This is a genomic window from Glycomyces dulcitolivorans, from assembly GCF_003265355.1.
Lineage (GTDB): Bacteria > Actinomycetota > Actinomycetes > Mycobacteriales > Micromonosporaceae > Glycomyces > Glycomyces dulcitolivorans.
In genome coordinates this window covers 33,455-60,328 of the sequence record NZ_QFRW01000068.1, presented here as the reverse complement: position 1 = coordinate 60,328, position 26,874 = coordinate 33,455, and the positions used below count along the sequence as shown (strand labels likewise).

At 71.2% G+C, this 26,874-nt stretch carries 27 protein-coding genes and 1 other RNA gene; 10 read left to right on the top strand and 18 right to left on the bottom strand.

Going from position 1 to position 26,874, the window contains the following annotated elements; all coding sequences use genetic code 11:
* Together DI269_RS05285 and DI269_RS05280 are read left to right on the top strand one after the other, a co-directional pair.
* The coding region (locus DI269_RS05285) for a sensor histidine kinase (RefSeq protein ID WP_112134063.1) at positions 1–1,105 on the top strand (1,105 nt) is incomplete at its 5' end.
* Positions 1,102–1,752, top strand: a complete 651-nt coding sequence (locus DI269_RS05280; protein ID WP_112134062.1) for a response regulator transcription factor — start codon at positions 1,102–1,104, stop codon at positions 1,750–1,752. The genes DI269_RS05285 and DI269_RS05280, both read left to right, overlap by 4 nt.
* A 32-nt stretch (positions 1,753–1,784) precedes the next feature.
* On the opposite strand, the gene DI269_RS05275 is transcribed toward DI269_RS05280, so the two are convergent.
* The 3 genes from DI269_RS05275 to DI269_RS05265 all read right to left on the bottom strand — a co-directional run bounded on the left by DI269_RS05275 (position 1,785) and on the right by DI269_RS05265 (position 3,794).
* The gene (locus DI269_RS05275) at positions 1,785–1,976 is read right to left on the bottom strand and encodes a ferredoxin (protein ID WP_112134061.1); all 192 of its coding nucleotides are present in this window, start codon (positions 1,974–1,976) and stop codon (positions 1,785–1,787) included.
* 82 nt (positions 1,977–2,058) lie between these two features.
* Positions 2,059–3,153: a sensor histidine kinase gene (locus tag DI269_RS05270; RefSeq protein ID WP_232822634.1), complete on the bottom strand. Its 1,095-nt coding sequence runs from the start codon at positions 3,151–3,153 to the stop codon at positions 2,059–2,061.
* Positions 3,150–3,794, bottom strand: coding sequence for a response regulator (locus DI269_RS05265; protein WP_112134060.1), 645 nt, complete (start codon positions 3,792–3,794; stop codon positions 3,150–3,152). Before DI269_RS05265 ends, DI269_RS05270 begins: the two co-directional genes overlap by 4 nt.
* A 241-nt stretch (positions 3,795–4,035) precedes the next feature.
* On the opposite strand from DI269_RS05265, the gene DI269_RS05260 reads away from it, so the two are divergent.
* Entirely contained in the window at positions 4,036–5,340 is a 1,305-nt protein-coding gene (locus tag DI269_RS05260; RefSeq protein WP_112134059.1) for a heparan-alpha-glucosaminide N-acetyltransferase domain-containing protein, read from the top strand.
* A 65-nt stretch (positions 5,341–5,405) separates the two neighbouring features.
* Here DI269_RS05260 and DI269_RS05255 read toward each other — a convergent pair whose 3' ends face one another.
* The 5 genes from DI269_RS05255 to glnA form a co-directional block, all read right to left on the bottom strand.
* Positions 5,406–6,872 carry a glycosyl hydrolase family 18 protein gene (locus DI269_RS05255; protein ID WP_232822633.1) on the bottom strand — a complete coding sequence of 489 codons (1,467 nt, stop codon included), beginning with the start codon at positions 6,870–6,872 and terminating at the stop codon, positions 5,406–5,408.
* A gap of 193 nt (positions 6,873–7,065) precedes the next feature.
* On the bottom strand, positions 7,066–8,148 hold the full coding sequence (locus tag DI269_RS05250; protein WP_112134057.1) for a CorA family divalent cation transporter: 1,083 nt from the start codon (positions 8,146–8,148) through the stop codon (positions 7,066–7,068).
* Positions 8,149–8,177: 29 nt separating this feature from the next.
* Complete coding sequence (locus DI269_RS05245; protein ID WP_112134056.1) at positions 8,178–10,817, bottom strand: bifunctional [glutamine synthetase] adenylyltransferase/[glutamine synthetase]-adenylyl-L-tyrosine phosphorylase; 2,640 nt, start codon at positions 10,815–10,817, stop codon at positions 8,178–8,180.
* Positions 10,810–11,493 carry a type 1 glutamine amidotransferase gene (locus tag DI269_RS05240; protein WP_112134055.1) on the bottom strand — a complete coding sequence of 228 codons (684 nt, stop codon included), beginning with the start codon at positions 11,491–11,493 and terminating at the stop codon, positions 10,810–10,812. Before DI269_RS05240 ends, DI269_RS05245 begins: the two co-directional genes overlap by 8 nt.
* A gap of 17 nt (positions 11,494–11,510) precedes the next feature.
* Positions 11,511–12,863 (bottom strand): type I glutamate--ammonia ligase, encoded by a 1,353-nt coding sequence (glnA, locus tag DI269_RS05235; RefSeq protein ID WP_112134054.1) that lies wholly within the window; start codon positions 12,861–12,863, stop codon positions 11,511–11,513.
* A 107-nt stretch (positions 12,864–12,970) separates the two neighbouring features.
* On the opposite strand from glnA, the gene DI269_RS05230 reads away from it, so the two are divergent.
* On the top strand, positions 12,971–13,675 hold the full coding sequence (locus DI269_RS05230) for an MOSC domain-containing protein (RefSeq protein WP_198667171.1): 705 nt from the start codon (positions 12,971–12,973) through the stop codon (positions 13,673–13,675).
* Between the two features lie 121 nt (positions 13,676–13,796).
* Here the strand turns inward: DI269_RS05230 and DI269_RS05225 are convergent, their stop codons facing one another.
* The 4 genes from DI269_RS05225 to DI269_RS05210 form a co-directional block, all read right to left on the bottom strand.
* Entirely contained in the window at positions 13,797–14,477 is a 681-nt protein-coding gene (locus tag DI269_RS05225) for an HAD family hydrolase (protein WP_198667170.1), read from the bottom strand.
* 91 nt (positions 14,478–14,568) lie between these two features.
* Positions 14,569–15,429 carry a 3-methyl-2-oxobutanoate hydroxymethyltransferase gene (gene panB, locus DI269_RS05220; RefSeq protein WP_112134051.1) on the bottom strand — a complete coding sequence of 287 codons (861 nt, stop codon included), beginning with the start codon at positions 15,427–15,429 and terminating at the stop codon, positions 14,569–14,571.
* A 145-nt stretch (positions 15,430–15,574) separates the two neighbouring features.
* Entirely contained in the window at positions 15,575–17,323 is a 1,749-nt protein-coding gene (locus DI269_RS05215) for an NAD+ synthase (protein WP_112134050.1), read from the bottom strand.
* Positions 17,324–17,383: 60 nt separating this feature from the next.
* Positions 17,384–18,142, bottom strand: a complete 759-nt coding sequence (locus tag DI269_RS05210) for a sulfite exporter TauE/SafE family protein (protein WP_112134049.1) — start codon at positions 18,140–18,142, stop codon at positions 17,384–17,386.
* Between the two features lie 31 nt (positions 18,143–18,173).
* On the opposite strand from DI269_RS05210, the gene rnpB reads away from it, so the two are divergent.
* Positions 18,174–18,562: RNase P RNA component class A (gene rnpB, locus DI269_RS05205), an RNA gene on the top strand.
* Here rnpB and DI269_RS05200 read toward each other — a convergent pair.
* From DI269_RS05200 to ctaC, 3 genes are all read right to left on the bottom strand, one after another.
* Positions 18,551–19,072, bottom strand: a complete 522-nt coding sequence (locus DI269_RS05200) for an NUDIX hydrolase (protein ID WP_408612267.1) — start codon at positions 19,070–19,072, stop codon at positions 18,551–18,553. The genes rnpB and DI269_RS05200 overlap by 12 nt on opposite strands.
* 78 nt (positions 19,073–19,150) lie before the next feature.
* Positions 19,151–19,597, bottom strand: coding sequence for a cytochrome c oxidase subunit 4 (locus DI269_RS05195; protein ID WP_112134048.1), 447 nt, complete (start codon positions 19,595–19,597; stop codon positions 19,151–19,153).
* A 10-nt stretch (positions 19,598–19,607) separates the two neighbouring features.
* Positions 19,608–20,528 carry an aa3-type cytochrome oxidase subunit II gene (gene ctaC, locus DI269_RS05190; RefSeq protein ID WP_112134047.1) on the bottom strand — a complete coding sequence of 307 codons (921 nt, stop codon included), beginning with the start codon at positions 20,526–20,528 and terminating at the stop codon, positions 19,608–19,610.
* Between the two features lie 131 nt (positions 20,529–20,659).
* On the opposite strand from ctaC, the gene DI269_RS05185 reads away from it, so the two are divergent.
* A complete protein-coding gene (locus DI269_RS05185; RefSeq protein ID WP_408612266.1) occupies positions 20,660–21,790 on the top strand; it encodes a cysteine desulfurase family protein in 1,131 nt (376 codons plus the stop codon).
* A 153-nt stretch (positions 21,791–21,943) separates the two neighbouring features.
* Positions 21,944–22,546, top strand: coding sequence for a superoxide dismutase (locus tag DI269_RS05180; RefSeq protein WP_112134045.1), 603 nt, complete (start codon positions 21,944–21,946; stop codon positions 22,544–22,546).
* A gap of 70 nt (positions 22,547–22,616) precedes the next feature.
* Here the strand turns inward: DI269_RS05180 and DI269_RS05175 are convergent, their stop codons facing one another.
* The 3 genes from DI269_RS05175 to DI269_RS28565 form a co-directional block, all read right to left on the bottom strand.
* Positions 22,617–23,504: a Vgb family protein gene (locus tag DI269_RS05175; protein WP_232822632.1), complete on the bottom strand. Its 888-nt coding sequence runs from the start codon at positions 23,502–23,504 to the stop codon at positions 22,617–22,619.
* A 67-nt stretch (positions 23,505–23,571) separates the two neighbouring features.
* Positions 23,572–24,093: a hypothetical protein gene (locus DI269_RS05170; protein ID WP_112134044.1), complete on the bottom strand. Its 522-nt coding sequence runs from the start codon at positions 24,091–24,093 to the stop codon at positions 23,572–23,574.
* A 142-nt stretch (positions 24,094–24,235) separates the two neighbouring features.
* Complete coding sequence (locus DI269_RS28565) at positions 24,236–24,760, bottom strand: TetR/AcrR family transcriptional regulator (protein ID WP_408612265.1); 525 nt, start codon at positions 24,758–24,760, stop codon at positions 24,236–24,238.
* 156 nt (positions 24,761–24,916) lie between these two features.
* Between DI269_RS28565 and DI269_RS05160 the strand changes: the two genes are divergently transcribed.
* The 3 genes from DI269_RS05160 to DI269_RS05150 are packed head-to-tail and all read left to right on the top strand — an operon-like array spanning position 24,917 to position 26,845.
* A complete protein-coding gene (locus DI269_RS05160) occupies positions 24,917–25,396 on the top strand; it encodes a GNAT family N-acetyltransferase (RefSeq protein WP_112134043.1) in 480 nt (159 codons plus the stop codon).
* A 42-nt stretch (positions 25,397–25,438) separates the two neighbouring features.
* On the top strand, positions 25,439–25,972 hold the full coding sequence (locus DI269_RS05155; RefSeq protein ID WP_112134042.1) for a hypothetical protein: 534 nt from the start codon (positions 25,439–25,441) through the stop codon (positions 25,970–25,972).
* A 9-nt stretch (positions 25,973–25,981) separates the two neighbouring features.
* Positions 25,982–26,845: a metallophosphoesterase gene (locus DI269_RS05150; RefSeq protein WP_112134041.1), complete on the top strand. Its 864-nt coding sequence runs from the start codon at positions 25,982–25,984 to the stop codon at positions 26,843–26,845.
* Positions 26,846–26,874 lie beyond the last annotated feature (29 nt).

Genomic DNA, 26,874 nt, shown 5'->3' with positions numbered 1-26,874 from the left:
GTACGCGGCCGTCGCGGTCGCCGGCGCCTACGCGGGCGCGCGGGGCCTGGGCGACACACGCGCGCTGCCGTTCGCGGCCGGCTTGGCGGCGCTGGTCGCGCTCGACTGGTTCGAGCGGCGCCGCTGGCCGGGCGGGTCCCCGGTGCTGCCGGGGTCGCTGCTGTTGCTGGTGCGGCTGGGCCTGTTCCTGGTGGTGGCCGCGGCGGACGGGTCGGGGCTGTCGCGGGTGCTGCTCCTGCTGTTGCCGTTCGGGGCGTACTTCGTGCTCGGCCCGGTCGCGAGCGTCGCGGTCGGGGCGTTGTGCCTGGGCGGCATCGCGATCGCGTTCCAGGCCGCCGATCCGGGCTGGCACGGGCGGACCGAGGCGGTCGCCGACGTGCTCATGTTCGCGATCGGCCTAGTCCTGGCGGTCGCGATGGCGTCGGTCGCGGTGGAGGAGCAGCGCCAGAGGGGCCGGGTGGAGGCCTCGCACGCGCGGCTGCGGGCCTATGCGGACCAGGTCGCGGACCTGTCGGCGGCCGCGGAGCGGGGGCGCCTGGCCCGCGACATCCACGATGGACTCGGGCATCATCTGACGGCGATCAGCGTGCTGCTGGAGAAGGCCGAGGCGTACCGCGATCGCGATGCGGCCGTTGCGGATGCGGCGGTGGCCGACGCGCGGCGTTCGGCGCACAGCGCGCTGGAGGAGGTCCGGGCGTCGGTGCGGACGCTGCGGGCCGACGCCGAGCCGTTCCGGTTGGCGGCGGCGCTCGACGAGCTGGCATTGCGCTCGGACCGCGATCAGTCCATAGTGGTCGATATTGAGGGAGATGAAGGCGGCTTCGCCCGAGACGTGCTGGTGGCGCTGTTCCGGGCCGCACAGGAAGGGGTCACCAACGCGCGCAGGCATTCGGGGGCCGGGCTGGTCGCGATCCGGCTGCGGCTCGACGAGGACCGGGCGCGGCTCGTGGTGAGCGACGACGGGCGCGGGTTCACGGCCGCGGAGGGTGCGGGGCTGACGGGGATGCGCGAGCGGCTCGAACTCGTCGGCGGGACGCTCGCGGTCGACTCGGTACCGGGGGCGGGGACGCGACTGACGGCGGTCGTCCCGCGGGTGGCGTCATGAACAGTGAAGGGGCGCAGGCGATCCTGGTGATCGTGGCGGACGACCAGCGGCTGGTGCGCGAGAGCATCGCGGCGCTGCTGGACCTCCAGGAGGGCATCGAGGTCGTCGGGACGGCGGCCGACGGGCGGGAGGCGGTCGACGTCGCGGTCGAAACCGAAGCGGACGTGGTGCTCATGGACGTGCGGATGCCGGGGACCGACGGGATCGCGGCCACGCGCCTGCTGCGCGAGCGGCGGCCCGACTGCCTGGTCGTCATGCTCACCACGTTCGACGACCGCGACAGCATCGTCGAGGCGATGCGCGCGGGCGCCCGCGGCTACCTGCTCAAGGACCGGCCCTCGAAGGACCTGGCCGACGCGATCCGGACCGCGTGCACGGGCGTGGTCCAGTTCGACCCGGCCGCGGCCGCGAGCCTGACGGCCGCGCTCGGCCCGGCCCAACCCGAACCTGAGCGTCCGCCCTTGTCGGACAGGGAGATCGAGGTCCTGCGCCTCCTCGGCGCCGGCGCCACGAACAAGGAGATCGCGGCGCGGCTGTACCTGAGCGAGGGCACCGTCAAGAACCACGTCTCCCGCATCCTTGCCCGCCTCGGCCTGCGCGACCGCACGCAGGCGGCCATCTACGCCCGCGACCGCGGCCTGCGATGAGCCCGGCACCCGAAGCGGGCGCCGGGCCGAGACTACTTGAGGCTCAAGGCGCCCGCGGGGCACAGTTGCACCGCGTCGGCGACCTCGGTGTCGCCTTCTCCGGCCTCCTCGACGAGGACCAGGACGAGGCCGTCCTCGTCGTCCTGGTCGAAGTGCTCCGGCGCGGTCAGCGCGCACATGCCCGAACCGGCGCACCGGTCCCGGTCTGCGACGATCCTTGCCATGTCCCGCTCCAATCCTCGACTACGTATAAATAGACTATACGTATAACACAAGGGAAGCGGGCACTTCGAATGCCTACGGCCCCTAGGCCGGGAGCGTCAGGACGGTCCGCCAGCCGCCGTCCGGGGTCGGGTCCCAGGTGAGGGTGCCGCCGAGGAGGACGGCCCGCTGGTGGAGCCCGAGGAGGCCGTGCCGGGAGCTCGGCAGCGGGACCGCGGCGCGGGTCGGGGCCGTGTTGGTGATCGCCACGGTGATCGCGGCGCCGGTGCGGGCCAGCGAGACGTCGGCGCGGGCGCCCGGGGCGTGCTTGCGGACGTTCGTCAGCGACTCCTGGACCGTTCGGTAGATCGCCCGCTCCTTCGGCGGGTCGAGGTCCGGCAGGTCGCCGACGTGCAGCTTCGCCTCGATGCCGCTGGCGCCCACCAGGTCCCCGAGCTGCGCGAGGGTCGGCTGCGGCGCCAGGTCGGTCGGGCCGCCGCCGCCCGCGCGGAGCACGTTCACCATGTGCCGCAACTCGTCCAGGGTGCGCACCGACAGCTTGCGGATCGTCCCGGCCGCCTCCTTCGCCTCCGGGTCGGCCGTGCTCACCTGGAGCGCGCCCGCGCGGACCGCGATCAGGCTGACCTGGTGCGACACCACGTCGTGCATCTCCCGCGCCAGCTGCGCCCGCTCCTCGGCGAGGACCTTCTGGGTCGCCATGAGCTGCTCGTGCTCGCGCGCCTCCGTGATCTCCTCCAGCCGCGCCGACAGCTCCCGGCGGACCTGCACGATCTGGCCCAGGAACGCCGCCGCCGCGGCCGGGGCCAGCGCGTACGCGATGCTCGCGAGCCACCACGAGTCCGCGAAGATCATCGCCGGACCGGACCCGATCGGCCAGATCATGCACGCGGCCAGGACCAGCGAGCACACCGCCAGGAACCAGCGCTTGTGCGAGGCGACCGCGAGCGTGTACAGCGCGATGAGCGGCGCCGCGGTCTCGCCGAGGTAGTACGCGGTCGGCAGGGTCACGACGAACACGGCGAGGGGGAAGCGGCGGCGGACCGCCAGCGCGAGCACGCCGAGCGAGGTCAGCACCGGCTCCCACCCGAGTTCGGTCCACCAGGACGCGAACCAGAGGTCGGCGGCGGCGACCGCGACGAGCGCCGCGTCCGTCATCCACGGGCGCCAGCGGCGCTTCACCGGTCGCCCCGCAGGAGCCCGGCGCGCTCGGCGACGAGGGCGGCCTGGACGCGGCCGGTCACCTTCAGCTTGGTGAGGATCGCGCTCACGTGGTCCTTGACGGTCCCGACGCCGAGGTAGAGCCGGGCGGCGATGTCGCCGTTCGAGAGGCCGTCGGCGAGCAGCACGAGGATCTCGCGCTCGCGGGCGCTGAGGCGGTCGACGGCCCCGGTCGAGCGGGTGCGCCCGGCCAGGTACCCGTCGACCACGGTGGAGGTGACCTTCGGGGAGAGGACGACGCCGTCGGCGGCGAGGGTGCGGACCTGGAGCGCGAGGTGCTCGGGGTCGGTGTCCTTGAGCAGGAACCCGGCCGCGCCCATGCGCAGGGCCGCGGCCACGTACTCGTCGGTGTCGAAGGTGGTGAGCATCGCGACCACGGGCGGGCTGGGGAGGGCGCGGAGGCGCTCCAGAATGGTGAGGCCGTCGACGTCGGGCATGCGGATGTCGAGGAGGACGACGTCGGGGTGGAGGCGCCCGGTCTCGGCGAGGGCCTGGCGGCCCGAGACGGCGGCGACCACCTCGATGTCACCGGCCGCATTGAGGATGTGCTGGAAACCGGTGCGGATGAGGGCTTCGTCGTCGACGACCAGGACCCGGATCATGCGGCCTCCTCTCTCATTGGTGCTCGGACACGATTCGTAGCACGCCGCCGCCACCTCCCGCCGCCCGGCGGGCGAACCGGTGTGGGCGTTCTCGCAGGTCGGCTTCGCGGGACGGCGCGCATACCCGCCGATCGGGGGGTGCGGAACGGCCGGGCGGGGGGACGGTTGCGGCCCGGCGGCGGGAGACGTCCCGCGCATCGCCGGATGGGAACGGGCCCGCGTCCGCCGCACCTTGGACTGCATGACTGACACCATCGCCTTGCAGCCGCGGGAGCCCGCGCTCGCGGAGCCGCCGCCGGCGAAGCCCGATTCGCTGGGCCGCATCGTCGGGCTCGACGCGGCCCGCGCCATCGCCGTCTTCGGCATGTACTACTCGCACGTCGGCCCGTGGGCCGAGACCACGGGCGACTGGAAGTCCTTCCTCATGGACCTGCCGCACGGGCGGTCCTCGGCGCTGTTCGCGACGCTCGCGGGGCTCTCGCTGGTGCTCATCGCGGGCGGCTCGCGGCCGAAGACGGGCCGGCCGCTGCGGCAGGCGGTCGTGAAGATCGCGATCCGCGCGGTCCTGCTGCTGGCCCTGGGGACGTGGCTGACGGCGACGGGCACGTCGATCGTGGTGATCCTGGCGTTCTACGGCCTGTACTTCCTGCTCGCGCTCCCGTTCGTGAAGCTGCGGGCCCGCACGCTCGCGATCCTCGCGGTCGTCGTCGGCCTCGGCGGGCCGATCCTGATCCAGTGGCTGTGGACGGTGACCACGACCTGGATGGAGGGCTTCGACGCGCGCGACCCGCTCGCGATCTGGGGCGGCGACGGCCTGCTCTCCTTGGCGCTCAACGGGACCTACCCGGCCGTCTCCTGGATGGCGTACATCTTCGCCGGCATGGCCCTGGGCCGCCTGGACTTCGCCCGCAAGGCCGTGCGCGTCCGCCTCGCGATCATCGGCCCCTCGCTCGCGCTCCTGGGCTACGGCGGTGCCTGGCTCGCCGGCAAGCTGATCCCGGCCGCGGCCGAGCCCGACTACACCGCGTTCGACGAGGCGTGGTCCAAGGCCCTCGCGGGCCAGGACTCGATGAACTGGACCGAGGAGCAGTGGAAGGAGTTCGACGAGAAGAACGCCTGGATCTACGACAAGCTCCCCGACGAGGCCACCGGCTTCGACTGGGCCAGCCTCACGGCCGCCTCCCCGCACTCGGGCACCCCGTTCGAGCTCGCCGGCAACATCGGCGTCGCCATCTCGGTCATCGTCGGCCTCATCGCCCTCCTCGGCTACTGCGGCAAGGCGAGCGTGTGGTCGCGCCGCATCCTCGCCCCGCTCATCGCGGTCGGCTCGATGTCCCTCACGGTCTACGTCGCCCACATCGCCGCCGTCTGGTACCTCGTCGACCACCCCGTCAACGGCACCGGCTACCTGACGGGCTGGCGCATGTGGGGCGTGTTCGTGGTGGGCGCCATGGTCTTCGCCCTCATCTGGAGGCGGTTCCTCAAGCGCGGCCCCCTCGAATGGATCATGGCCCTCGCGACGAAGCCCGCGAAGTTCGTCAAATGAAAGCGGTCGGCGGAGGGACCGGCGCCGCGGTCCCTCCGCCGACCTGTCGGGTCAGCGCTCCGGGTTTAGTTCAGCCCGGCTGCGATGGCGTTCATGAGTTCGCCGTTGGCGGTGTCGCCGGACAGCTCCCAGGAGAACGCGCCGCCGAGGCCCTGACTGTCGAGCCAGGTCATCTTGGTCGCGATCGTCGCGGGGGTGTCGTAGCTCCACCATTCGCTGCCGCACTTGGCGTATGCGGTGCCGCCGACGGTGCCGGTGGCCGGGCATTCGGTCTTGAGGACCTCGTAGTCGTCGATGCCGGCCTCATAGGTGCCCGGTGCCGCGCCGGTGGCGGTGCCTCCTGGCGCCGATTGCGTGACGCCGGTCCAGCCTCTGCCGTAGAAGCCGATGCCCAAGAGCAGCTTGCTCGACGGGATGCCGAGCGATTTGAGCTTGGCGATCGCGGTGGCGCCGTCGAAGCCGGCGATGGGCTGGCCGCTGAAGCTGTTGAGCGGCGAGTGCGGGGCGGTGGGCCCGTCGGCGTCCCAGGCGCCGAAGTAGTCGTAGGTCATGACCATGTAGAAGTCGACGTACTGGGCCGCGGCGTCGTAGCCGCCCTTCTCGATCTTGCCGCCGGACGTGCCGTCGGCGGTGATCGCGGAGGTCACGAGGGCGCCCGAGCCGAACTTGGTCCGCAGCGCCTTCATGAGGTTCGGGTAGGCCGAGGTGCCGGAGGTGTCGCAGGAGAGGCCGCAGGCGTTCGGGTACTCCCAGTCGATGTCGATGCCGTCGAACAGGCCCGCCCAGCGGGAGTCGTTGACGAGGTTGTAGCAGGACTCGGCGAAGGCGGTCGGGTTCTGGGCGGCCTGGGTGAAGCCGCCGGACCAGGTCCAGCCGCCGAAGGACCACACGATCTGGAGGTCCGGGTACATCTCCTTGAGCTTGAGCAGCTGGTTGAAGTTGCCGCGCAGGGCGCCGGTGTCCCAGGTGTCGGCGACGCCGTCCACCGAGGACGAGGCGTCGTAGAACTTGTCGATGGCCGCGTAGGAGTCGCCCATCGTGCACTGGCCGTTCTGGACGTTGCCGAACGCGTACACGATGTGGGTGAGGTCCTCGGCCGAACCGGAGGTGACGAGGTTCTTCACGTGGTAGTTGCGGCCGTAGACGCCCCACTCGGTGAAGTAAGCGGCGTTGATGGCGCCGCCGGTGCCGGGGTTGCCGGTCGGGTCCTCGGTCGGTTCCTGGCTGGTGGGCTGCGCGCTGGTCGTCGGGTCGGTCCCGCCGCCGCAGGCTTCGAGGGTCTGCCAGACGCCCCATTCGCCGGTGGTGCCGGGCTCTTCGTTGGTGGTCCACCACTTGGCCTTGTAGTTGTAGCCCTCGTGGCTGACCAGGTTGCCGCCGACGTAGACCGCCGAGGAGACCCACGGCGTGTTGCAGGTGACGGCGGCGTTCGCTGAGAAGGGATTCGCGACGGTGTAGATCAAGCCGGTCGTGAACAGGGCCAGGGCCGCGGTCACGACGGCGATGAACCGCCGGGTCCTCAGTCGTCTCAATGTTCCTCCCAAAAGTAAAGAGACTTAACTGATAGGTATCTTTATTTTTATGGGAGGCCTGGGGGAAAGTCAAGCATTCGGATTGAAAAATTTCAATGGCGGCTTTGCTACCGAATTGGGAGCGCGACCGCGGCGCACACGCACCGTCACCATTGGCTCGACGCTTTCGCTTTGCGACGGTTCGCTATGGTGTTCAACGAAGGCAGGCAGGGCCGGAGGGGCGGATCCGCCGCGCAAGGGCATCGTCAGCGATGCGGCGCGCAGCGGCTCCGCCCCTCGCTTTCACCCATTGCGATTCACGGACATCAATCCGTAACAGCCAGCCGTTCCGTTTGAAACCTCGGAAGAGTAGAAGGCACACGACGACCATGGCGGCCAGCGCGAGCGGATATCCGATGGCCCAGTGGAGCTCCGGCATCTCGTCGAAGTTCATGCCGTAGATCCCCGAGATGATGGTCGGCGCGATCGCGATCGCCGCCCACGCCGAGATCTTCTTCGTGTCCTCGTTCTGCCACGTCCCGATCTGGCCCTGGTGCGCGGTGAGGACGGTCGTCAGCAGGCTCATGCACGTCTCGATCGACGCGTCCACCCGCAGCAGGTGCCCCGCGACCTCGGTGAACCCCGGGTGCGCGAACACGTCCTGGCCCGAGCGCCGGTCGCGCAGCGAGTGCGCGAACGTCGCCAGGGGGCGGACGGCGTTCTGGAATTCGAGGGTCTCGCGGATGAGGAAGTAGATGTCCTGGTTGCGGTCGATCCGGCGGCCGGAGAAGACCAGCCGCTCCAGGTCGCTGACGTCGTCGGCGAGGTCCTCGACGGCGCCGTCGTAGTGCTCGACCACGGCGTCGAAGAGCGCGTGGACGACCTCGGCGACCCCGCCGGCGCGGAATTCGGCTTCCTGGAGCCGTTCGCGCACATGGGGAACGGGGTCGACGAGGCCGCTTCGGACGGTGACGAGGTTCCGGCCGTCGGTGAAGACCACGAGGTCGCCGGTCTCGACCTGGCGGGTGGCCTCGATGTACCAGACGGTCTTGAGCAGCAGCACGACCTCGCCGTCCCTGAACTCCACTTTGGGTCTGGTGTGGACGACGCCGACGGGGAAGGTGCCGAAGCGGTCCAGGCCGAGCGCGGCGAGCGCATCCTGGATGCCGTCGGCGTCGGGCGAGTCGAAGGCGGCCCAGGCGTAGGCGCCTTCGGCCGCGGCGGCGTCCCGGAGCTCGTCGCCGCTCCCGCGCCGCGACTCGCCCGCCTCCGCCGTCACCACGGTGTAGTCGATCATCCGCTCCCCCGATCCCGCTCGGTCCGAGTCTAGGCCGATTTCCCCGGCCCGGCCTGGGCTCCGTAGACGATCCGTTGGGCGGCTTCGTGGGCGCGGCGGGTCAGGCGCAGGTAGTCGTTGACGAAGTGCTCGGTGTCGTCGCCGTAGCCGAGGGTCTGCGCGAGCGCGGCCAGTTCGGGGCCCGAGCGCGGCAGGTCGTCACGGGGGACGCCGCGCGCGAGCGTCATGTCGTTGCGTACCCGCGAGACGAACAGCCACGCCTCCCGCAGCGACAGCAGGTCGGCGGCGTTGAGGTGCCCGGCCGCGGCGGCGGCTTCGAGGGCCGGGACGGTGCGGGTGGTGCGGATCGCGGGGACGTCGCCGTGCTCCAGTTGCAGGAGCTGCGCGGTCCACTCGATGTCGACCAGTCCCCCGCGTCCGAGTTTGGTGTGGCCGTTGGGGTCCGCGCCGCGCGGCAGCCGCTCGGAATCCACTCTGGCCTTGACGCGCCGGAACTCGACGCGCTCGGCCTCGGTGAGTCCCCCGGGCTTGTACCTGACGCCGTCGGCGAACTCGGTCCAGGCCGCCGCGAGGTCCTCGTCCCCGGCGACGGGGCGGGCGCGCAGGAGCGCCTGGCGCTCCCACAGGCGGGCCCGGTCGGCGTAGTAGCGGCGGTACGCGGCGAAGCTCGGCGCGATGACGCCGCCCTTGCCTTCCGGCCGCAGGTCGAGGTCGATCTCCAGGGGCGGGTCCGCGGTGGGCGCGGCCAGGAGCGTGCGGACCGACTCCACGATCTTCGCCGCCGCCTTGCGTTCAGCGTCGGTCTCCCCGGTGTGGACGAACACGACGTCGGCGTCGGAGCCGTAGCCGGTCTCGCGGCCCCCCAAGCGGCCCATGCCGACCACGAGCATCGGCGGGGCGTCGGCGAGGTCGCGCGCGCCGATCTCAAGGGCCGCTTGGAGGACGGCGTCGGTCAGGTCCGAGAGCGCGAGCCCCACGGCCTGGTCGTCGAGGAGGCCGAGCATGTCGGCGGCGGCGATGCGGATGAGTTCGCGGCGGCGGATCGCGCGGACGGCGCCGATCGCGGCGGTCGGGTCCGAGTGGCGGGTCGCGGCCTGGCGCATCCCCATGGCGAGTTCGGCGCGCGGGCGCGGCGTCAGGTCGGCGTTGTCGGAGAGGTACCGGAGCGACTGCGGCACATGCAGAAGCAGCGAGGTGAAGTACCGGGAGGTGCCGAGCAGGCGCGCGAGCCGGACCGCGGCGGGGCCGCCGTCGCGCAGCAGCCGCAGGTACCAGGGGGTGGAGCCGAGCTTGTCGGAGACCTGCCGGTAGGCGAGGAGCCCGCGGTCGGGCTCGGGCGAGTCGGCGAGCTCGTGGAGGACGACCGGCAGGAGCGCGCGCTGCACGGTCGCCGTGCGGGACAGGCCCGCGGTGAGCTTCTTGATGTGGGTGAGCGCGCTCGCGGGGTCGTTGAAGCCGAGCACGGCGAGGCGCCCGGCGGCCTCGGCCTCGCTCATGCGCAGTTCGTGGGTGGGAACGAGGGTGACGGCGTCGAGGAGCGGCTTGTAGAGCAGCTTCTCGTGCAGGCGGCGCGCGGTCGTGGCGTGGGCGCGCCATGCGGCGAGGAAGCCCTCGTCGGTGGTGTAGCCGAGGGTCCGGGCGAGGTGGTGGAGCGGCTCGCCGCCGTCGGGGACGCGGTGGGTGCGCAGGAGCCGCTGGAGCTGGAGCCGGTGCTCGACGGTGCGCAGGAAGACGTACGTGTCGGCGAGGTCCTCGCCGTCGCGGCGGGCGAGGTAGCCGCCCGCGACGAGGACGTCCAGTGCGTCCAGTGTGGACCGTACGCGGAGCGCGGGGTCGCCGCGGCCGTGGACGAGTTGCAGCAGCTGCACGGCGAACTCGATGTCGCGCAGGCCGCCCGGACCGAGCTTGATCTCGTACCGGCGCTCGGCCGCGGGGACGGAGTCGACGACCTTGCGGCGCATGTCGCGGATGTCGGCGACCACGCCGGGGCGGTCGGCCGCGCCCCAGATGAACGGCTGCACGGCCGCGAGCCATTCGAGCCCCAGCTCCAGGTCCCCGGCGGCGGGCCGGGCCTTGAGGAGCGCCTGGAACTCCCAGGTGCGGGCCCAGTCCTTGAGGTAGGCCGTGTACGACTCGACGGTGCGCACCAGGGCGCCCGAGCGGCCCTCGGGCCGCAGCCCGGCGTCGACGGGCCACGTCGCGGGCCCGACGATCTGGATCATGCGGGCGGCCTGGCGGGTCGCGAGGTTCAGGTCCCCTTCGGCGACGAAGACGACGTCCACATCGGAGACGTAGTTGAGCTCCTCAGCCCCGGTCTTGCCCATGGCGATCACCGCGAGCCGGGTCTGGCCGGGATGCTCCTCGCGGGCGAGTTCGAGGCCCCTGGCGAGCACGGCGTCGGCGAGGCGCGACAGCGAGTCCGAAGTGGACCGCAGGTCGGTGGCGCCGGTCAAATCGGCGGCGGCGATGCGGAGGAGGTTCTCCTTCCACGCCGTGTTCAGCTGGAAGGGCCCGGCGGCGCGGACGCGCGCGAAGCCGGCGTCCTCGTCCTCGGTGAGCGCCGGCTCGGACTCGGGATGGGCGCGCAGGTAGTCGCCCAGCGCGTTGCTGGCCGCGACGACCGCGAGGCGGGCCTCGTCCGCGTTCAGGGCGTGTCCGCTGTCAGGCATCGAGAAGCGGGAGCGCCTTCTTCTCGCCGGCGGCGACCTTCACGAACCGCTGGAGGATCGGCTTCCACGTGTGGACGATGTGCTCGTCGACCTCGGCGGCCTTGGCGAGCGCGGCCTCGTCGAAGGCGCCGAACCCGGCCAGCTGCTCCGGCGTGAACTCGAAGTGCGACTGCACGCCCCAGGCGCTCTCGCGGATGCGGAAGATCTCAAGGGCCCCTTGGGGAGACGCCGCCAGCAGCGTGGCCTCGTCAGGGAGCTCGACGAGTTCCTGGCGCCGCCAGCGGATGACGTCGATGGTCATGGGCGCGGGCCCGAACACGAGGTCGTGCCCGGCGGCGTCGCGCTTGCCGAGCATCCGCGGCCCGTTGGGCGCGCCGAAGTCCTCGACCCGCCCGCCGAACGCGGCGGCGAGCATCCGCGCGGAGGAGCAGATCGCGAGAGTCGGGGTCTGGTCGGCGACGGCCGTGGTCAGGAGCCCGGAGAGGTCGTCGCTCCAGTCCTTGCCGCGACCGCCTCCGAGGGCGATGAGGGCCTCGTGGCCCCCGGCGGAGTTCGGCACGGCCTCACCGAGGTGGGGCCGTACCGTGTCCAGTTCCATGCCGGCCTCGGCGAGCCAAGCTGCGGCTCTGCCGAGACCTTGCTGAGGATCGTTCTCGATGACGAGTGCGGTGGTCACCCACCCACTGTAATCGGTCAGAGGTTGATGTAGCGCTTGCGTTCGAAGGCCGTCACCTGGGTGCGGTAGTCCTCCCACTCCTGGCGCTTGTTCTTCAGGAAGTAGTCGAAGACGTGCTCGCCCAGGACCTCGGCGACGAGCTCTGAGGACTCCATCTTGTCGAGGGCCTCGGCGAGGTTGCCCGGGAGGGGCTGGTACCCGGCGGCGACGCGCTCGGCGCTGGTGAGCGCGGAGACGTCGTCCTCGGTGCCCGGGGGCAGCTCGTAGCCCTCTTCGATGCCCTTGAGGCCGGCGCCGAGGAGCACGGCGTAGGCGAGGTACGGGTTCGTCGCGGAGTCGAGCGAGCGGATCTCGACGCGGGCCGAGTTCGGCTTGCCGTAGACGGGGACGCGCACGAGCGCCGACCGGTTGGCCTTGCCCCAGGAGACGTACGAGGGCGCCTCGGAGATCTGGCCGGGCTGGGCGCTGGAGTACAGGCGCTTGTAGGAGTTGACCCACTGGTTCGTGATCGCGGTGAACTCGGGCGCGTGGCGCAGGAGTCCGGCGATGAACGCCTTGGCGGTCTTGGAGAGCCGCTGCTCGTCGCCCGGGTCGTGGAAGGCGTTGTCCTCGCCTTCGAACAGCGACAGGTGCGAGTGCATGCCCGAGCCGGGCTGCGTGTTGTACGGCTTGGGCATGAAGGACGCGGTGACGTCGGAGGTCATCGCGATCTCCTTGACGACGTGCCGGAACGTCATGATGTTGTCGGCCGTGGTCAGCGCGTCGGCGTAGCGGAGGTCGATCTCCTGCTGGCCGGGGGCGACCTCGTGGTGGGAGAACTCGACGGAGATGCCGACGCGCTCCAGGGCGAGGATGGCCTGGCGGCGGAAGTCGCGCGCGACCGAGTGCGTCGTGTGGTCGAAGTAGCCGCCGTCGTCGACGGGCTCGGGCTTGGCGCCCGTCTCCGGGAAGATGTCCTTGAACAGGAAGAACTCGATCTCGGGGTGCACGTAGAACGTGAACCCGCGGTCGGCGGCCTTGGAGAGGGCCCGGCGCAGCACGTGGCGCGGGTCGGCCCACGACGGGGCGCCCTCGGGGGTGAGGATGTCGCAGAACATGCGGGCGGACTCGCCGATGCCGCGGCCCTCGAACGGGAAGACCTGGAACGTGGTGGGATCGGGCATCGCGACCATGTCGGACTCGTAGACGCGCGCGAAGCCCTCGATCGCGGAGCCGTCGAAGCCGATGCCCTCCTCGAACGCGGACTCCAGTTCGGCCGGAGCGACGCTCACGGACTTGAGCGTGCCGAGGACGTCCGTGAACCACAGCCGAACGAATCGGATGTCGCGTTCTTCGAGCGTGCGAAGCACGAACTCCTTCTGCCGTTCCATGGCCTTACTCCTCTGTCCTGGGGCGGCAATTGTCTCACCCGATTATGACGGTGGAGTTAACCCGGCCGGACCGACTCCAAAACGTGAGAGGAGGTACATTCGGGAGCGTGTTCGCAGGTGAGATCAAGCAGTTGTGGCGGTATCCGGTCAAGGGGCTCAGGGGCGAATCCCTGCGGTCCGCGGTGGTCGATGTCGACGGCTTGGCCGGCGACCGGCTCCTCGGGCTCTACGAGCCCGGCACCGACAAGGCCGTCTGGGGCGGCAGCCACCCCAGGATGATGGGCTGGGAGGCCGCGCACCCCGCGCAGTGCAGCTGCGCCGACTCCGCGGCCGGCGACCCCGTCTTCTACGAGCCCGGCGGCGCGGCCTGGGCCCTCGACGACCCCGGGCTCCCCGCCCGGCTGGCCGAGACGATCGGCGCCGACAAGGGCGTCGAGCTCCGCAAGACGCAGGGCAGCGCCGGGCGCATGCTCGTGATCTTCGAGGCGAGCCTGCGCAAGCTCAGCGAGCAGCTGGGCCGCGAGATCGTCGCGGCCCGGTTCCGCCCGAACGTCGTGGTCGAAGCGGACCTGGAGCCGTTCGCCGAGTACAAGCTCGAACCGGGCACCCGGATTCGTCTGGGCGACGACGACTTCACGCTCCACAAGCCGTGCGAGCGGTGCGTCCTGCCGAGCTGGTCCCCCGACGGCTCCAACGAGCGGGACATGGAGCTGCACCGGCACATCATCAAGGAGCTGGACAACCACTTCGGGATCTACGTCAAGACGGCCGAGCGGGCGACCATCCAGGTCGGCGACCCGATCTCGGGCTGAGCGCGTAAGACGCCCTGAGCCGGGGATCGGTCGGCTCAGGGCGCAATCCCAGCATAAACGCCGCGTGCGACATCCTGGGTTCACGAGCCCGTGACGCGCGCGACGCTCACGTGCACGCGTTTCAGATCTCGGTCGCCCAGCGGTGGATGAACGGGTACAGGTCCTCCAGCGAACGCCCCGAAGCGGTCGCGCGCGGCCACGGCCGGCCGTAGTGGTCGATGTAGGCGGTGACGCAGCCGCGGTCGGCGGCCGGGGCCAGGTCGTTGACGGGGATGTCGCCGACGCTGAGGACGTGCTCGGGCTTGCGGTCCTCCAGCAGGTCGTCGAGCATCCGTTCCAGGCCGACAGGCTTGGCGGCGTCGCCGACGACCTGGTCGAACAGGCCGTCGAGGCCGAGCCGGTCGAGCACGGGCTCCAGGCTCGCCTCCGGGGCGTTCGTCACGAGGCGGACCTCGATCGAGCGCGGCAGGCTCCAGATGAACTTCGCGAAGCCCTCCGGCGCCCAGATGTCGAAGTGGCCCCCGGCCATGCGCTCGCGCGTGGCCTCGTAGTGGGCGGCGCGGACCGCGTCGGGGACGCCGTACTCGCCGGCGAGGCGGCGCACGGCGTTGTCGGCGTCGAAGGCGTCGAATGTGGATGCGGTCGTCGGCTTGCCGGCGACGAACGCGGCGTGGGCGGCGAGGAAGGCGCGTTCGTCCTCGGGTTCGAGTTCGGCGGCGACGAGGCGGGCGTAGTGCGTCGCGTGCTCGGAGCCGAGCCGCACGGTGCCGTCGTAGTCGAAGAGCAGGATGGCGTCGTTCACTGTGAAAACGCTACGCGAGAGGCCGCCTCCCCCAAAGGGGAAGGCGACCAGACTCACGGGAGTTTCAGAATTTCACCTGTGAAGGCGAGTCCTATTCGAACCCGTGCTCCTTCGTCGGGAACCCGCCCGAGCGCACCTCGTCGGCGTAGGCCTTCACCGCGTCCTGGAGGACGGTGGCGAGGTCGGCGTAGCGCTTGACGAAGCGCGGCGGCTTGCCGCGGTTCAGGCCGGCCATGTCCTGCCAGACGAGGACCTGCGCGTCGGTGTCCGGTCCGGCGCCGATGCCGACCGTGGGGATCGGCAGCTGCTTGGTGATCTCGGCGGCGACCGTGGAGGTCACCATCTCCAGGACCACCGCGAACGCGCCCGCGTCGGCGACGGCGTGCGCGTCGGCCTCGATCTCGGCGGCGTGGGCGTCGCGGCCCTGGACGCGGTAGCCGCCCAGGGTGTGCTCGCTCTGCGGCGTGAACCCGATGTGGCCCATGACGGGGATGCCCGCGCCGGTGAGCGCCCGGATCTGGGCGGCCATGCGGCGCCCGCCTTCGAGCTTCACGGCGTGGGCGCCGGCCTTCATGAACCTGACGGCGGTCTCCAGCGCCTGCGCGGGCCCGGCCTCGTAGGAGCCGAACGGCAGGTCGGCGACGACCAGGGTCCGCTGGGTCGAGCGGGCCACGGCCGCGACCAGCGGAAGCAGTTCGTCGACCGATATTTGGAGGGTGGTCTCGTAGCCGTAGACGTTGTTCGCGGCCGAGTCGCCGACGAGCAGGACCGGGATGCCGGCCTCGTCGAAGAGCGAGGCCGTGTACTGGTCGTAAGAGGTGAGCATCGCCCACTTCTCGCCGCGCTCCTTGGCTTCGATGAGGTGGCGGGTGCGGACCCGCTTGACGGTCTTGCCCGGCCCGTACAGGCTCGGGATCTCGTCGGGGGAAGTCGAAATCGATGATGACGTCATCGTCGCTGCTCCAGAATCTCCTCGTGGCCGGCTCGCCGGTCCCCGGGTGGTTACTGAACAAAACTAACGCTCATCGATGTCTATGTCACGCGTCCGCAACACCGATGTGACAAATCACCCCGGGGAGGACCCCCGGGGTGACTCACTACTTCCCTCGGAAGCGGTTCGTGATCGGCAGGCGCCGGTCCCGCCCGAAGGACTTGACGGTGATCTTCGTGCCCGGCGCGGACTGGCGGCGCTTGTACTCGGCGTTGTCGACCAGGCCCGCGACGCGCTGGACGACGTCGGCCGGGTAGCCCTGCTCGACGAGGTCCTCGCGGCCGGCGTCGCCGTCGACGTACCCGGCGAGGATGCCGTCCAGGACCTCGTAGTCGGGCAGGGAGTCGGAGTCCTTCTGGTCGGGCCGCAGCTCCGCGCTCGGCGGCTTCAGGATCGTGTTCTCCGGGATCGGCTCGGTCTCGCCGAGGCTGCGGGCCTTCTCGTTGCGCCAGGTCGCGAGGTCGTAGACGAGCGTCTTGTAGACGTCCTTGATCGGCGCGAACCCGCCCACCGCGTCGCCGTAGATCGTCGAGTAGCCCACGGCGTACTCGCTCTTGTTGCCCGGCGCGAGCACGAGGTGCCCGTGCTGGTTCGACAGGGCCATGAGCAGGGTCCCGCGCACGCGGGCCTGGAGGTTCTCGACCGCGAGCCCCGAGACGGCGATCTCCGAAAGATAGGCGTCGACGATCGGCTGGATCGCCTCCACGGAGTAGGTGAGGCCGCAGCGCTGCGCGAGGTCGGCGGCGTCGTCGAGCGAGTGCCCCGAGGAGTACTGGCTGGGCATCGAGACGACGTGGACCTGGTCGGCGCCGATCGCGTCCCTGGCGAGGACCGCGGTCAGGGCCGAGTCGATGCCGCCGGAGAGCCCGAAGATCACCGACTTGAAGCCGTTCTTGCGCACGTAGTCGCCCAGTCCCAGGCGCAGCGCCTCCCAGATCTCCTCAAGGCGGTCGAGGTCGGCGGCGAACGGCGGCTCGATGCGGGTCTGGAGCGGCGCGGCCTCGGTGGAGAGGACGTGCAGCGAGGTGCTCATCGCGGTCGCGGAGTGGTTCGCGACGTCCCCGTCGGCCGCGGCGGCCAGTTCGAGGTCGGTGATGAGCAGCTCGGAGCCGAAGCGGCGGCCCGAGGCGAGGATCTTCCCGTCGGGGGCGGCGATGAACGAGCCGCCGTCGAAGACCAGCTCGTCCTGGCCGCCGACGATGTTCAGGTACGCGACGGGCGCGCCGACCTCGGCGGCCCGCTCGCGGGCGACGGCGAGGCGCCGCTCCTGCTTGCCCTGCTCGTACGGCGAGGCGTTGACGTTGACCACCAGACCGGCCGCGGCCTGCGCGGACGCCGTGATCGGGACCCCGCCCCACAGGTCCTCGCAGATGGTGAAGGCCACGTCGACCCCGCCGATGCGCGCGAGGTGCAGTTCGTGCCCCGGAACGAAATACCGCTCCTCGTCGAAGACGCCGTAGTTAGGGAAGTGGCGCTTGTAGTAGCGGAACAGGACCTTGCCGTCCTGTATCAGCGCCAGCGCATTACGGATGCCCCGTCCGCCGACCGCGCCGATGTTCGCGGGGACGGGGCCGTCGGCGTCCAGGTATCCGACGGCGACGGGCAGTGCGCCGTTCCCGTCGGCGGCGATCTCTTCGGCGAGGCGCACGAGGCGCTCGCGGCTGGCCTCGACGAAGGAGTGGCGCAGGGCGAGGTCCTCGACCGGGTACCCGGTGAGGGACTGCTCGCCGGTGGCGAGCAGGTACGCCCCGGCCGCGGTCGCCGCGGTCGCGGCGCTGCGGATGAGGTCGGCGTTGCGGTCGAGGTCGCCTACGACCGGGTTGTCCTGGGCGAGTGCGATACGGAGCGTCGGCATGCGCCTATTCTTCCGCGCTTTCGCACGCGACGTCATGTGACTTGCGCGAAGTCCGTTCGGCTAGAGGGATCGGACGAGCAGGATTCCGGACAGGACGAGCCCGTAGAACACGATGCCCCAGCGCAGCGGGCACTCGGGGAGGCGCTGGAAGATCCGGGCGCCGATGTAGCCGCCGATGAAGGTCGCGGGGACGAGGACGCCGATGGCCCACCAGGCGACGTCGGCCCACACGCCGTACATGACGCTGGTGACGATGCCGACGATCATCGTGCAGAAGTTCTTGAGCGCGCCGACCTTCGCGAGCTTCTCGGAGACGCTCATGGCGATGACGGCGATGAGGATGAGGCCGAGCGCGGCGTTGAAGTAGGAGCCGTAGAAGCACCCGGCGAACACGCCCGCGTGCAGCACGAGCGGGTGCAGGTCGCGGCCGCCGTTGAGGGCGGTGACCTTGCGGTTGATCCAGGGCCCGACGGCCATGAGGAGGGTCGCGGCGAGGACCAGGAACGGCACGATCGCCTCGAACACCGAGTGCGGGGTGTTGAGCAGCAGCAGCGCGCCGCAGACCGAGGCGACGAGCGCGGTCGGGATGAGCAGGAGGGCGCGGCGCTTCTGGGGCAGGAGGTTCTCGCGCGATCCGAACGCGGCGGCGGCGTACGCGGGGGCGACGGCGATGCCGTTGGTGGCGTTGGCCTGGAGCGGGGGGACGCCGACGGCCATCAGCGTGGGGTACGTGATGAGCGACCCGCCGCCCGCGACGGCGTTGAGGCCGCCGCCGAGCAGGCCCGCGAGCAGCAGTAGGGAGACCTGGAGCAGATTCATGGCCCGGACAGCGTACGCTCGACCACTGGAACGAGATGGCCAGGCGGTCGCGGCAGTGACGGGAGACCACTACTGTCGAGGAACGTCCGGGCTCCACAGGGCAGGGTGGTCGCTAACGGCGACCCGGGGCGACCCGCGGGACAGTGCCACAGAGAACAGACCGCCGGCGCTTGCGCTGGTAAGGGTGAAACGGTGGTGTAAGAGACCACCAGCGCCGCCGGTGACGGCGGCGGCTCGGTAAACCCCACCCGGAGCAAGGTCAAGAGGCGTCTTCGGACGCTGCGTGAAGGCCACACAGGGCGGCCCGCCCGAGCCCGCTAGGGCGCCTTCACGGGTAGACCGCTTGAGCGCACCGGCAACGGTGCGCCTAGATGGATGGCCGCTCAATGACAGAACCCGGCGTATCGGTCATCTCGTTCCCTCTTCTTCCTGCGCCAGCGGCCCGAGGCCGTAGTGCGACAGGAGTTTCGCCGTAGCGCGGGTCATCTCGGGGAGGGCGTCGACCGGGTGCCAGCCGGCGTCCCAGACCTCGTGGCCGTCGACGATGATCTCGGTGGTCTGGGGGTCGCGGTCGAGGCGGAAGACGTTGTCGACCCAGCGGCCGTTGGTGTGGACGACCGCGCACGGGTCGGCCGGGACCAGTTCGGCGAGGTCGGCTTCGATGCCGGTCTCCTCGGCGAGTTCGCGGCGGGCGCCTTCGATCGGCTGCTCGCGGCGGTTCAGCAGGCCGGCGGGGAGCGACCAGCGCTTGCCCGGGGGCTGCTGGAGCATCAGGAGCTGCGTGCGCTTCGCGTCCATGACGAGGACGACCGAGCCGAGCGTGTAGGTCGGCGTGGCGATGCGGACGATCCGGCGGCGCATCGGATGCGGGAGGCGGTAGAACACCGAGCCCACGAAACGCCGCAGCAGAGGCGCTTTCCGGCGCCGCACAGAGGGAGTCACCCGCACACCCTACCGACGCGCGAAAGGCCCGGAGCATCGCGCTCCGGGCCTTGCAACGTGCGTTCGCTACTGCGGGCCGAGCTTGCGGGTGCCCGTGTAGTACTCGAAGACGAGGCCGCCGACGGCGAGCAGGAGCGCCACGACGCCGGTCGTGATGAGCCACGGGAGCCAGAAGACGAGGCCGACGCCGGTGAGGACGGCGGTGAGCGCCAGGCCCAGCGGCCAGTACGAGCCGGGGCTGAAGAAGCCGACCTCGCCCGAGACGTCGGAGATCTCGCCGTCGGGGCGGTCCTCCGGGCGCGGGTCGATGCGGCGGGCGATCACGGCGAAGAAGAGCCAGACCATGCCGGTCAGGAGCCCCGAGAAGATCAGGCCGACGGTGCCGACCCATTCGACCTCGTTCGGGACGCCGTAGGCCGGGTTCTCGTTCAGGGAGGTCCAGTAGGCGTAGATGCCCGCGAAGATGAACATCGTCACGGCGACGATCGCGAACAGTTTGTACTCGGTCTTCATCGCTGGTCCCCTAGCTCGCTTCGCCCGAGGCCGGGTCGGTGTTGAACGGGTGCGTCGTGGTCGCGTACGGGTCCTGGCCGATGAGCTCCAGCGCCTCGGGGGTGGTGGCCCCTTCGACGCGGGCGTTCACGAAGGTCTCGTAGTCCTCCGGGGAGACGACGCGCATCTCGAAGTTCATGAAGGCGTGGTAGGCGCCGCACAGCTCGGCGCAGCGGCCCACGAAGGTGCCCTCGGAGTTGAAGTCGACCTCCCACTGGGTGGTCTGCGCGTCGCCGCCGGGGATCAGGTCGCGCTTGAAGAGCAGGTCGGGGACCCAGAAGGAGTGGATGACGTCCTCGGCGTTGCCGACGAAGCGCACGTCGTCCTCGTTGGGGACCACGATGATCGGGATGTAGTCCGAGTCGCCGGTCTCGGTGACGGGCTGGCCGTCGGCGCCGGTCAGGGCCTCGCAGTTCTCGTCCGTGTAGGTGAACTGCCAGTTCCACTTGAACGCGGTGACCTCGGTGCAGGCCTTCGGCTGCTCGCTCAACTCGGTCACGTTGTCCTGGACGATGACCGTGTAGTAGAAGAGGATGCCGATGAGCACGAACGGCAGGGCCGTGAAGGTCAGCTCGGCGGGGAGGTTGTAGTGGGTCTGGCGGGGCAGCTCGGTGTCGCTGTCCTTCTTCTTGTAGGCCGCGACGCACCAGAAGATCAGGCCCCAGACGACGACGCCGACCGCGAGGGCCGCGATCGTCGAGCCGACCCACAGGTCGAACATCTGCTCGGACTGGTCGGTGGGGCGGGTCCGGGGCCAGCCCAGGTAGAAGGCGTCGTCAAGGCTGCAACCCGCGAGGACGACCGGGAGCAGCGCGGCGACTGCGGTGAGACCTATCGCGCGGCGGGCTCGGCCGCGACGTTCTCGGGACGGTGTTCCGACCACCTGTCTCATGCCTTTCTCAGCGCTCGGCTCCGCGTCCGCCGCCGGGCAGGCGACATGGCACGGACTTGACGGCAAGAGCCTACTGCTTTGCTCGTGAAGCGGGGCGCAAGGGGTTGGGTTCGGGATCGGGTGTCTTCTAGATTGGAACCGTGACCGAGACCTACTTCGACGGCGCGACCGCTCAGCCGGTCCATCCGGCGGCCCGCGACGCCTATGCTGCGGCTTTGTCGGAGGGCTGGGCCGGGCCCGGCAGACTGTACACATTGGGCCGGCGGTCCCGGATGCTGCTGGAGGCCGCCCGCCAGTCCGCGGCCGCGTCGCTGGGCGTGAGCGCCGATGAGGTCACTTTCACATCGAGCGGGACACAGGCCGTGCACGCCGGCGTACTCGGCGTCATCGCGGCCCGCAGCGAGCCCGGACCGCTGGTCCACAGCGCGGTCGAGCACTCGGCGGTGCTCCACGCGGCCCAGTGGCATGAAGCGCGCGGGGGCGCCGTGGCAGTCGTCCCGGTGGACCGGCTCGGCCGGGTCGATCCCGATCCGCTCGCGGGGGTCGAGGGCGGCGACGGCGCTTCGGTGCTGGTCGTGCAGTCGGCGAACCACGAGGTCGGGACCCGGCAGCCGGTCGCCGGGATCGCGGCGGGCACGGACGTGCCGCTGGTGGTCGACGCGGCGGCGAGCCTGCCGTGGGAGCCGGTGCCCGCGGGCTGGTCGGTGCTCGCGGCCAGCGCGCGGAAGTGGGGCGGCCTGTCGGGGGCGGGGCTACTGGTGGTGCGCAAGGGCGTGCGCTGGCGCAATCCGTTCCCCGGGGAGGACTCGTCGATCCGGGAGGCGATCGGGGAGATCGACGTGCCGGCGGCGGTGGCCGCGGCGGCGTCACTGCGGGCGGTCGTCGCGGAGCGCGAGGAGCTGTCGAAGCGGATGCGCGCGTTGACGGAGCGGATCAGGGAGCACATCGCGTCCCAGATCCCCGAGGTGGAGCTGCCGGGCGATCCGGTGGACCGGCTGCCGCACATCGTCACGTTCTCGTGCCTGGGGGTGGACGGGGAGGTGCTGCTGACGGAGTTGAACCGGGCGGGGTTCGCGGTGTCGTCGGGGTCGGCGTGCGCGTCGACGCGGCTGCGGCCCTCGCACGTGCTCCAGGCGATGGGGGTGCTCAGCCACGGGAACGTGCGGGTGTCGCTGCACCGGGAGAGCACGGAGGACGAGGTGGAGCGGTTCCTGGAGGTGCTGCCGGGGATCGTGGAGTCGATCCGGCGGCTGGCCCGGTGACGTTGGGCCGCTTCGGTTGCGAGGCGGACTCGGACTTAGGTCCTAAGACGATCGGGATCACGGGGCGACTCGTGCCGCTCTCTATTGCAAAGAACTTGCAGTTGTGAAACTGTGGCGACAGTGTTCGAACTGCCGCGACAGAGAGAGGCGACGATGACCGTCTACACGCTTCCGGACCTGCCCTACGACTACGGCTCGCTGGAGCCGCACATCAACGGCTACATCCTTGAGCTGCACCACGACAAGCACCACGCGGCGTACGTCAAGGGCGCCAACGACACCCTGGAGCGGATCGCCGAGGCCCGCGACAAGGGCGACTTCACGTCGATCGTGGGCCTGGAGAAGACCCTCGCGTTCAACGTCTCAGGGCACGTGCTGCATTCCCTCTACTGGGAGAACATGAGCCCGGACGGCGGGGACCGCCCCGAGGGCGACCTCGCGGAGGCGATCGACGAGTACTTCGGGTCGTTCGAGGGCTTCCACGGGCAGCTCTCGGCGGCGACGACGCTCGTGCAGGGCTCGGGCTGGGGCGTGCTGTCGTACGAGCCGACCTCGAAGCGGCTCATCGTGGAGCAGGTCTACGACCACCACGGGAACGTGGCCCAGACGTCGGTGCCGCTGCTGGCGTTCGACGCGTGGGAGCACGCGTACTACCTCCAGTACAAGAACGTCCGCCCCGACTTCGTGAAGGCGATGTGGGAGGTCGTGAACTGGCAGGATGTCGCCGCCCGGTACGAGGCGGCGAAGGCCGTCTAGGAACGGCCCCTTCGGTTCCGGGCCGCGGCCCGCACGTCCCCCCGTCGTGCGGCCGCGGCCCGGTCGCGTGTCAGGCGCGCGTGCAGCGGGCGAGGTGCCCGGTCTCCAGGGCGGACCACAGGGCGCCGTCGGGTCCGGCGGCGAGGCCGTGGGGTTCGCTGTCGGGTGCGGGGAGGTCCTGGACGGTGATCTCGCCGCCGGTGGTGATGCGGCCGATGCGGTTGGCGCCCCATTCGGTGAACCACAGGGCCCCGTCCGGGCCGGGGGCGATGGCGTGGGGGCGGGCGGTGCGGTCGGGCAGCGGGTGCTCGGTGACGGCGCCTGCGGCGTCGATGCGGCCGATCTGGCCGGCACCGATCTCGACGAACCAGACGGCGCCGTCGCCGCCCGCGCAGACGCCAACCGGGGCGGCGCCCTCGGTGGGGAGCGGGTGGACGGTGATCTCACCTGTGACGGTGGCGCGGCCGATCGCGTTGGCGGCGTTCATGGTGAACCACAGGGCGCCGTCGTGGCCGGCGGTGATGGCCGAGGGGAACGCGCCCTCGACGGGGATGTCGAAGACCGTGATCTCGCCGTCGACGCCGATGCGGCCGACGCGGTTCGTCACGGTCTCGGTGAACCACAGCGCGCCGTCAGGGCCCGGGCAGATGCCGAAGGGGTTCGCGCTCCGGTCGGGGAGGTCGAACTCGGTGACCTCGCCGCGGGCGGTGATGCGGCCGATGCGCCCGGCCTGGTACTCGGTGAACCAGAGGTTCCCGTCGAGGCCGGTGGCGATGACGGTGGGGCCGCAGCCGGGGTCGAGGTCGAACGCCTGCGGCTGCCCGCCGGGGACGAGGCGGCCGATCTGTCCGGAGTGGACGAGGGTGTACCACAGGGCCCGGTCGGGGCCGGTGGTGATCGCGTACGGGCCGCTCTTGTCGTCGGCGACCTGGACGGTGGTGATGTCGATGCGGGTCAAGAGGTTCGCTCCAATCCGTTGCCGAGGGGCGACGATACCGGACGGCGGGGCGGGGCGCAGCCTGGAATCACCAGCGCAGGTCGGCGTCCTCGGGGTGGTACTCGGCGCGCGTCTTGAAGTGGCCCGCGGCGAGGAGGACGGCGACGAGCGGAAGGCCCGTGGCGGTGGCGATGAGCGGCAGGTGGTCGGCCGGGGCGTACCAGGCGGGGGCGGCCTCCTGGAGCATCGCGGTGAGCTCGTACCCTGCCCAGTCGCCGAGGGGGAGCCCGTCGGCGAGCTTGGTGAGGCCGAACCAGGCGATGATGGAGGTGCCTGCGGCGCTGAGGGTCCCGGTGGCCATGACCGACCACTGGGGACCGAAGCGGATCGCGACGGCGAGCGAGGCGAACAGGACGGCGGCGGCGAGGTAGGCGACCGCGGAGTCGGTGAAGCGGAAGCGGACGATCTCGTCGAGGTGGAGCAGGTAGAGCTCCAGGAAGTCGTCGCCGCGTGCGCGCAGGCGCTCGGCGGCCCCGGCGCGGGCCTCGGCGGCGGCGATCCACACCGCGACCGCGCTGATCAGGGAGACCGCGGCTATCGCCGACGCCATCAGGAAGGCCGTCCGCGATCGGCGCGGGGCGGGGTCCGGGAGTCCGGTCAGTGGTCGGAACAAGGGTGTCTCCGATCATCGCTGCGAACCTCCATCCTACGAGGCCGCGCCGTTCGGGGCCAGCTCGACGGGGCGGCGCGGCTCACGCCAGGCCGAACGCGTCCAGCATGGCGTCCAGCATCGCTTCCTGGGTTGCGGCGCTGTAGGAGTCGGGGTCGACGCTGGCGAGCTGCGCGGCGCCTTCGGTGGCGCCGGTGAGGGCGAGGACGGCGGTGTCGACTTCGGGCCCGTCGAGGCCGGGCGCGGACTCGCGGACGAGGCGGGCGACGCGGTCGCGCCAGGCGCGGTTGTTCCTGCGGTGCAGGGCGGCGAGCTCCTCGTCGCCGACGGCGGCCGCGAGGAACCCGACCCACACCAGGGCCTCCTGGGAGGAGTCCTCGGTGAGGGCCATGCCCTGGGCGAGGACGGCGCGGAGCGCGGCCCGCGGGGTCGGGGCCTCGGCTTCGAGGCGTTCGACGCGGGCGCGGGTGCGGGCGTGGAGGAGGTCGCGGGCGTGGACGAGGAGGGCGCGACGGCCGGGGAACCGGTGCATGACCAGGCCGGTGGTGCAGCCGGCCTCGGCGGCGACGGCGCGGATCGTCAGGTGCTCGATCCCCTTGAGCGCCAGGATGCTCCAGACGGCTTCGGAGATCCGCTCCTGCTGGGACTGCGGATCGGCGCGGCGTGCGATGGCGGTCCTCCTCTTCCCCGACTCCGTAACATCTGTTACGGTAACACTTGTTCCGACAAGCCCGCCCCGGGCCCGACCGAACGGACGACCATCATGCGCACCACCACCGACTGGCGGATCGAGCCCCGCGCCTGGGACGACCCCGAGGGCGTCGCGCTGCGCGCCGGCCAGCGCGCCGAACTCGACGCGCGCTTCGGCCGCGACGACCACGAACCGGGCCCGGTCCCCTCCGCCTCGGACATGGAGGTCTTCCTCGTGGCCGTCGGCGAGGACGGCGCGGCCGTCGCCTGCGGGGGGCTCCGCGAGCTCGAACCCGGTACGGCAGAAGTGAAGCGGATGTTCGTGCGCCCCGAGACGCGCGGTTCGGGCGTCGCACCGGCGCTGCTGGCGGCCCTGGAGGCGACCGCGCGCGAGCGCGGGTGGCACACGCTGCGGCTGGAGACCGGCGACGAGGCCCGCATGCCCGACGCGAACCGCTTCTACGAGCGCGAGGGCTACCTGCGGATCCCCCGCTACGGCCACTACGTCGACTCCGACATCTCCATCTGCTACGAGAAGCGCCTCGACCGGTAACCTGGGTCCGCCACCCCGGAACTCCTCGCAGATCGGCCCCCCGTGACCCCTGAATTCCTCCGCGACGCCGCGGGCACCGCCGCCGTGTTCGGCTTCTTCGCCATGGCCTGGTTCGGCTGGGCGCAGGAGGACCCGCCCGCGAAATGGCTGTGGCCCCTGCGGATCGGCTCCATCCTCAGCGGACTCACCGCCGTCGCCGGCGGCCTGCTGCTGTGGCGGCACTGGTCCGACGGGTCGGTCATCGACGCCAGTGTGGGCCCGAAGTTCGGGATCGTCGTCGGCGTCGAGTTCGCGCTCGCCGGCCTCGGCGCGGCGTTCCTCGCCGTCCGCAAGAAGTCGCACCTGACGTCGGCGTGGATCGCGTTCGTGGTCGGCGTCCACTTCTTCCCCGTCGCGGTGCTCCTGGAGATCCCCGCCCTGCACGTCACCGCCGCGCTGGTCGCGATCGCCTCCGTCGTATCGGTGTTCATCGCCAGGGCCCGCTCGCTCACCGTCAGCGCCGTCGTCGGCGCCACGACCGGGCCGATCCTCCTCGTCTCGGGGCTCCTCGCACTCCTGGACGCCCTGACTCGATAGCCTCACCGGATGAGGGTTCTGCATCTTTCGGACACGCACCTGACCGGCGACGGCAGCCGCCACCGCACCGGCGTCGACGCCGCCGAGGCCCTGACCGGGCTGCTCGCGCACCTTGAACCGCTGCGGCGCATCGACCTCGTCGTGGTCACCGGCGACGTCGCCGACGACGGGTCGGCCGGGGCGTACCGCCTGGCCCGGGACCTCATCGGCGCCTTCGCGAGTGAGCGCGGCGCGCCGGCCGTCTTCACCACCGGCAACGCCGACGACCGGGACGCCTTCACCGAAGTCCTCGGCAGCGGGCACCTCGACCTCGACCTCCGCGATGCCGCGGTCGACGCCGTCCACTCCCCCGAGCGCGCCGCCGCCAGCGCCGTCGACGGGGTCCGGCTCATCACCCTCGACACGCTCGTCCCCGGGAAGGTCCACGGCCGCATCAGCGCCGCCCAGCTCTCATGGCTCCGCGGCCTCCTCGCCGCCCCGGCCCCGCGCGGCACCGTCCTGGCGTTCCACCACCCGCCCATCCGGTTCCCCAACGCCGTCCAGGAACCCCCGACGCTCGCCGACCCCGGCGACCTCGCCGACGCGATCGCCGGAACCGATGTGCGCGTGATCCTGTGCGGGCACTACCACCTCCAGCTCGCCGGGCGCCTCGGCGACGCCGCCGTCTGGACCGGCCCGGCCGTCGTCAACCGCCGCGACCTCTCCTGCGGCGACGAGGCCGTCCGCTACGTCCGCGGCTCCGCCGCCACCCTCATCGACCTCGCCGACCTCGACGCCCCCGTCTTCCACACCCTCCAAGCGGGCGAGACGCTCGCCGAGATCGGCGGGGACGAGCTCCGGGAAGCATTGCGGCACACCAGTCCTGAAGACTGAGAGAGGCCGGACCGGGGGCGGTCCGGCCT

What these genes read in the sequence shown, in the direction of transcription:
- DI269_RS05280 (WP_112134062.1), top strand. Translation starts at nt 1,102, where the DNA reads ATGAACAGTGAAGGGGCGCAGGCGATCCTGGTGATCGTGGCGGACGAC.
- DI269_RS05275 (WP_112134061.1), bottom strand. Translation starts at nt 1,976, where the DNA reads ATGGCAAGGATCGTCGCAGACCGGGACCGGTGCGCCGGTTCGGGCATG.
- DI269_RS05265 (WP_112134060.1), bottom strand. Translation starts at nt 3,794, where the DNA reads ATGATCCGGGTCCTGGTCGTCGACGACGAAGCCCTCATCCGCACCGGT.
- DI269_RS05260 (WP_112134059.1), top strand. Translation starts at nt 4,036, where the DNA reads ATGACTGACACCATCGCCTTGCAGCCGCGGGAGCCCGCGCTCGCGGAG.
- DI269_RS05250 (WP_112134057.1), bottom strand. Translation starts at nt 8,148, where the DNA reads ATGATCGACTACACCGTGGTGACGGCGGAGGCGGGCGAGTCGCGGCGC.
- DI269_RS05245 (WP_112134056.1), bottom strand. Translation starts at nt 10,817, where the DNA reads ATGCCTGACAGCGGACACGCCCTGAACGCGGACGAGGCCCGCCTCGCG.
- glnA (WP_112134054.1), bottom strand. Translation starts at nt 12,863, where the DNA reads ATGGAACGGCAGAAGGAGTTCGTGCTTCGCACGCTCGAAGAACGCGAC.
- panB (WP_112134051.1), bottom strand. Translation starts at nt 15,429, where the DNA reads ATGACGTCATCATCGATTTCGACTTCCCCCGACGAGATCCCGAGCCTG.
- DI269_RS05215 (WP_112134050.1), bottom strand. Translation starts at nt 17,323, where the DNA reads ATGCCGACGCTCCGTATCGCACTCGCCCAGGACAACCCGGTCGTAGGC.
- DI269_RS05210 (WP_112134049.1), bottom strand. Translation starts at nt 18,142, where the DNA reads ATGAATCTGCTCCAGGTCTCCCTACTGCTGCTCGCGGGCCTGCTCGGC.
- DI269_RS05195 (WP_112134048.1), bottom strand. Translation starts at nt 19,597, where the DNA reads ATGAAGACCGAGTACAAACTGTTCGCGATCGTCGCCGTGACGATGTTC.
- ctaC (WP_112134047.1), bottom strand. Translation starts at nt 20,528, where the DNA reads ATGAGACAGGTGGTCGGAACACCGTCCCGAGAACGTCGCGGCCGAGCC.
- DI269_RS05180 (WP_112134045.1), top strand. Translation starts at nt 21,944, where the DNA reads ATGACCGTCTACACGCTTCCGGACCTGCCCTACGACTACGGCTCGCTG.
- DI269_RS05170 (WP_112134044.1), bottom strand. Translation starts at nt 24,093, where the DNA reads ATGGCGTCGGCGATAGCCGCGGTCTCCCTGATCAGCGCGGTCGCGGTG.
- DI269_RS05160 (WP_112134043.1), top strand. Translation starts at nt 24,917, where the DNA reads ATGCGCACCACCACCGACTGGCGGATCGAGCCCCGCGCCTGGGACGAC.
- DI269_RS05150 (WP_112134041.1), top strand. Translation starts at nt 25,982, where the DNA reads ATGAGGGTTCTGCATCTTTCGGACACGCACCTGACCGGCGACGGCAGC.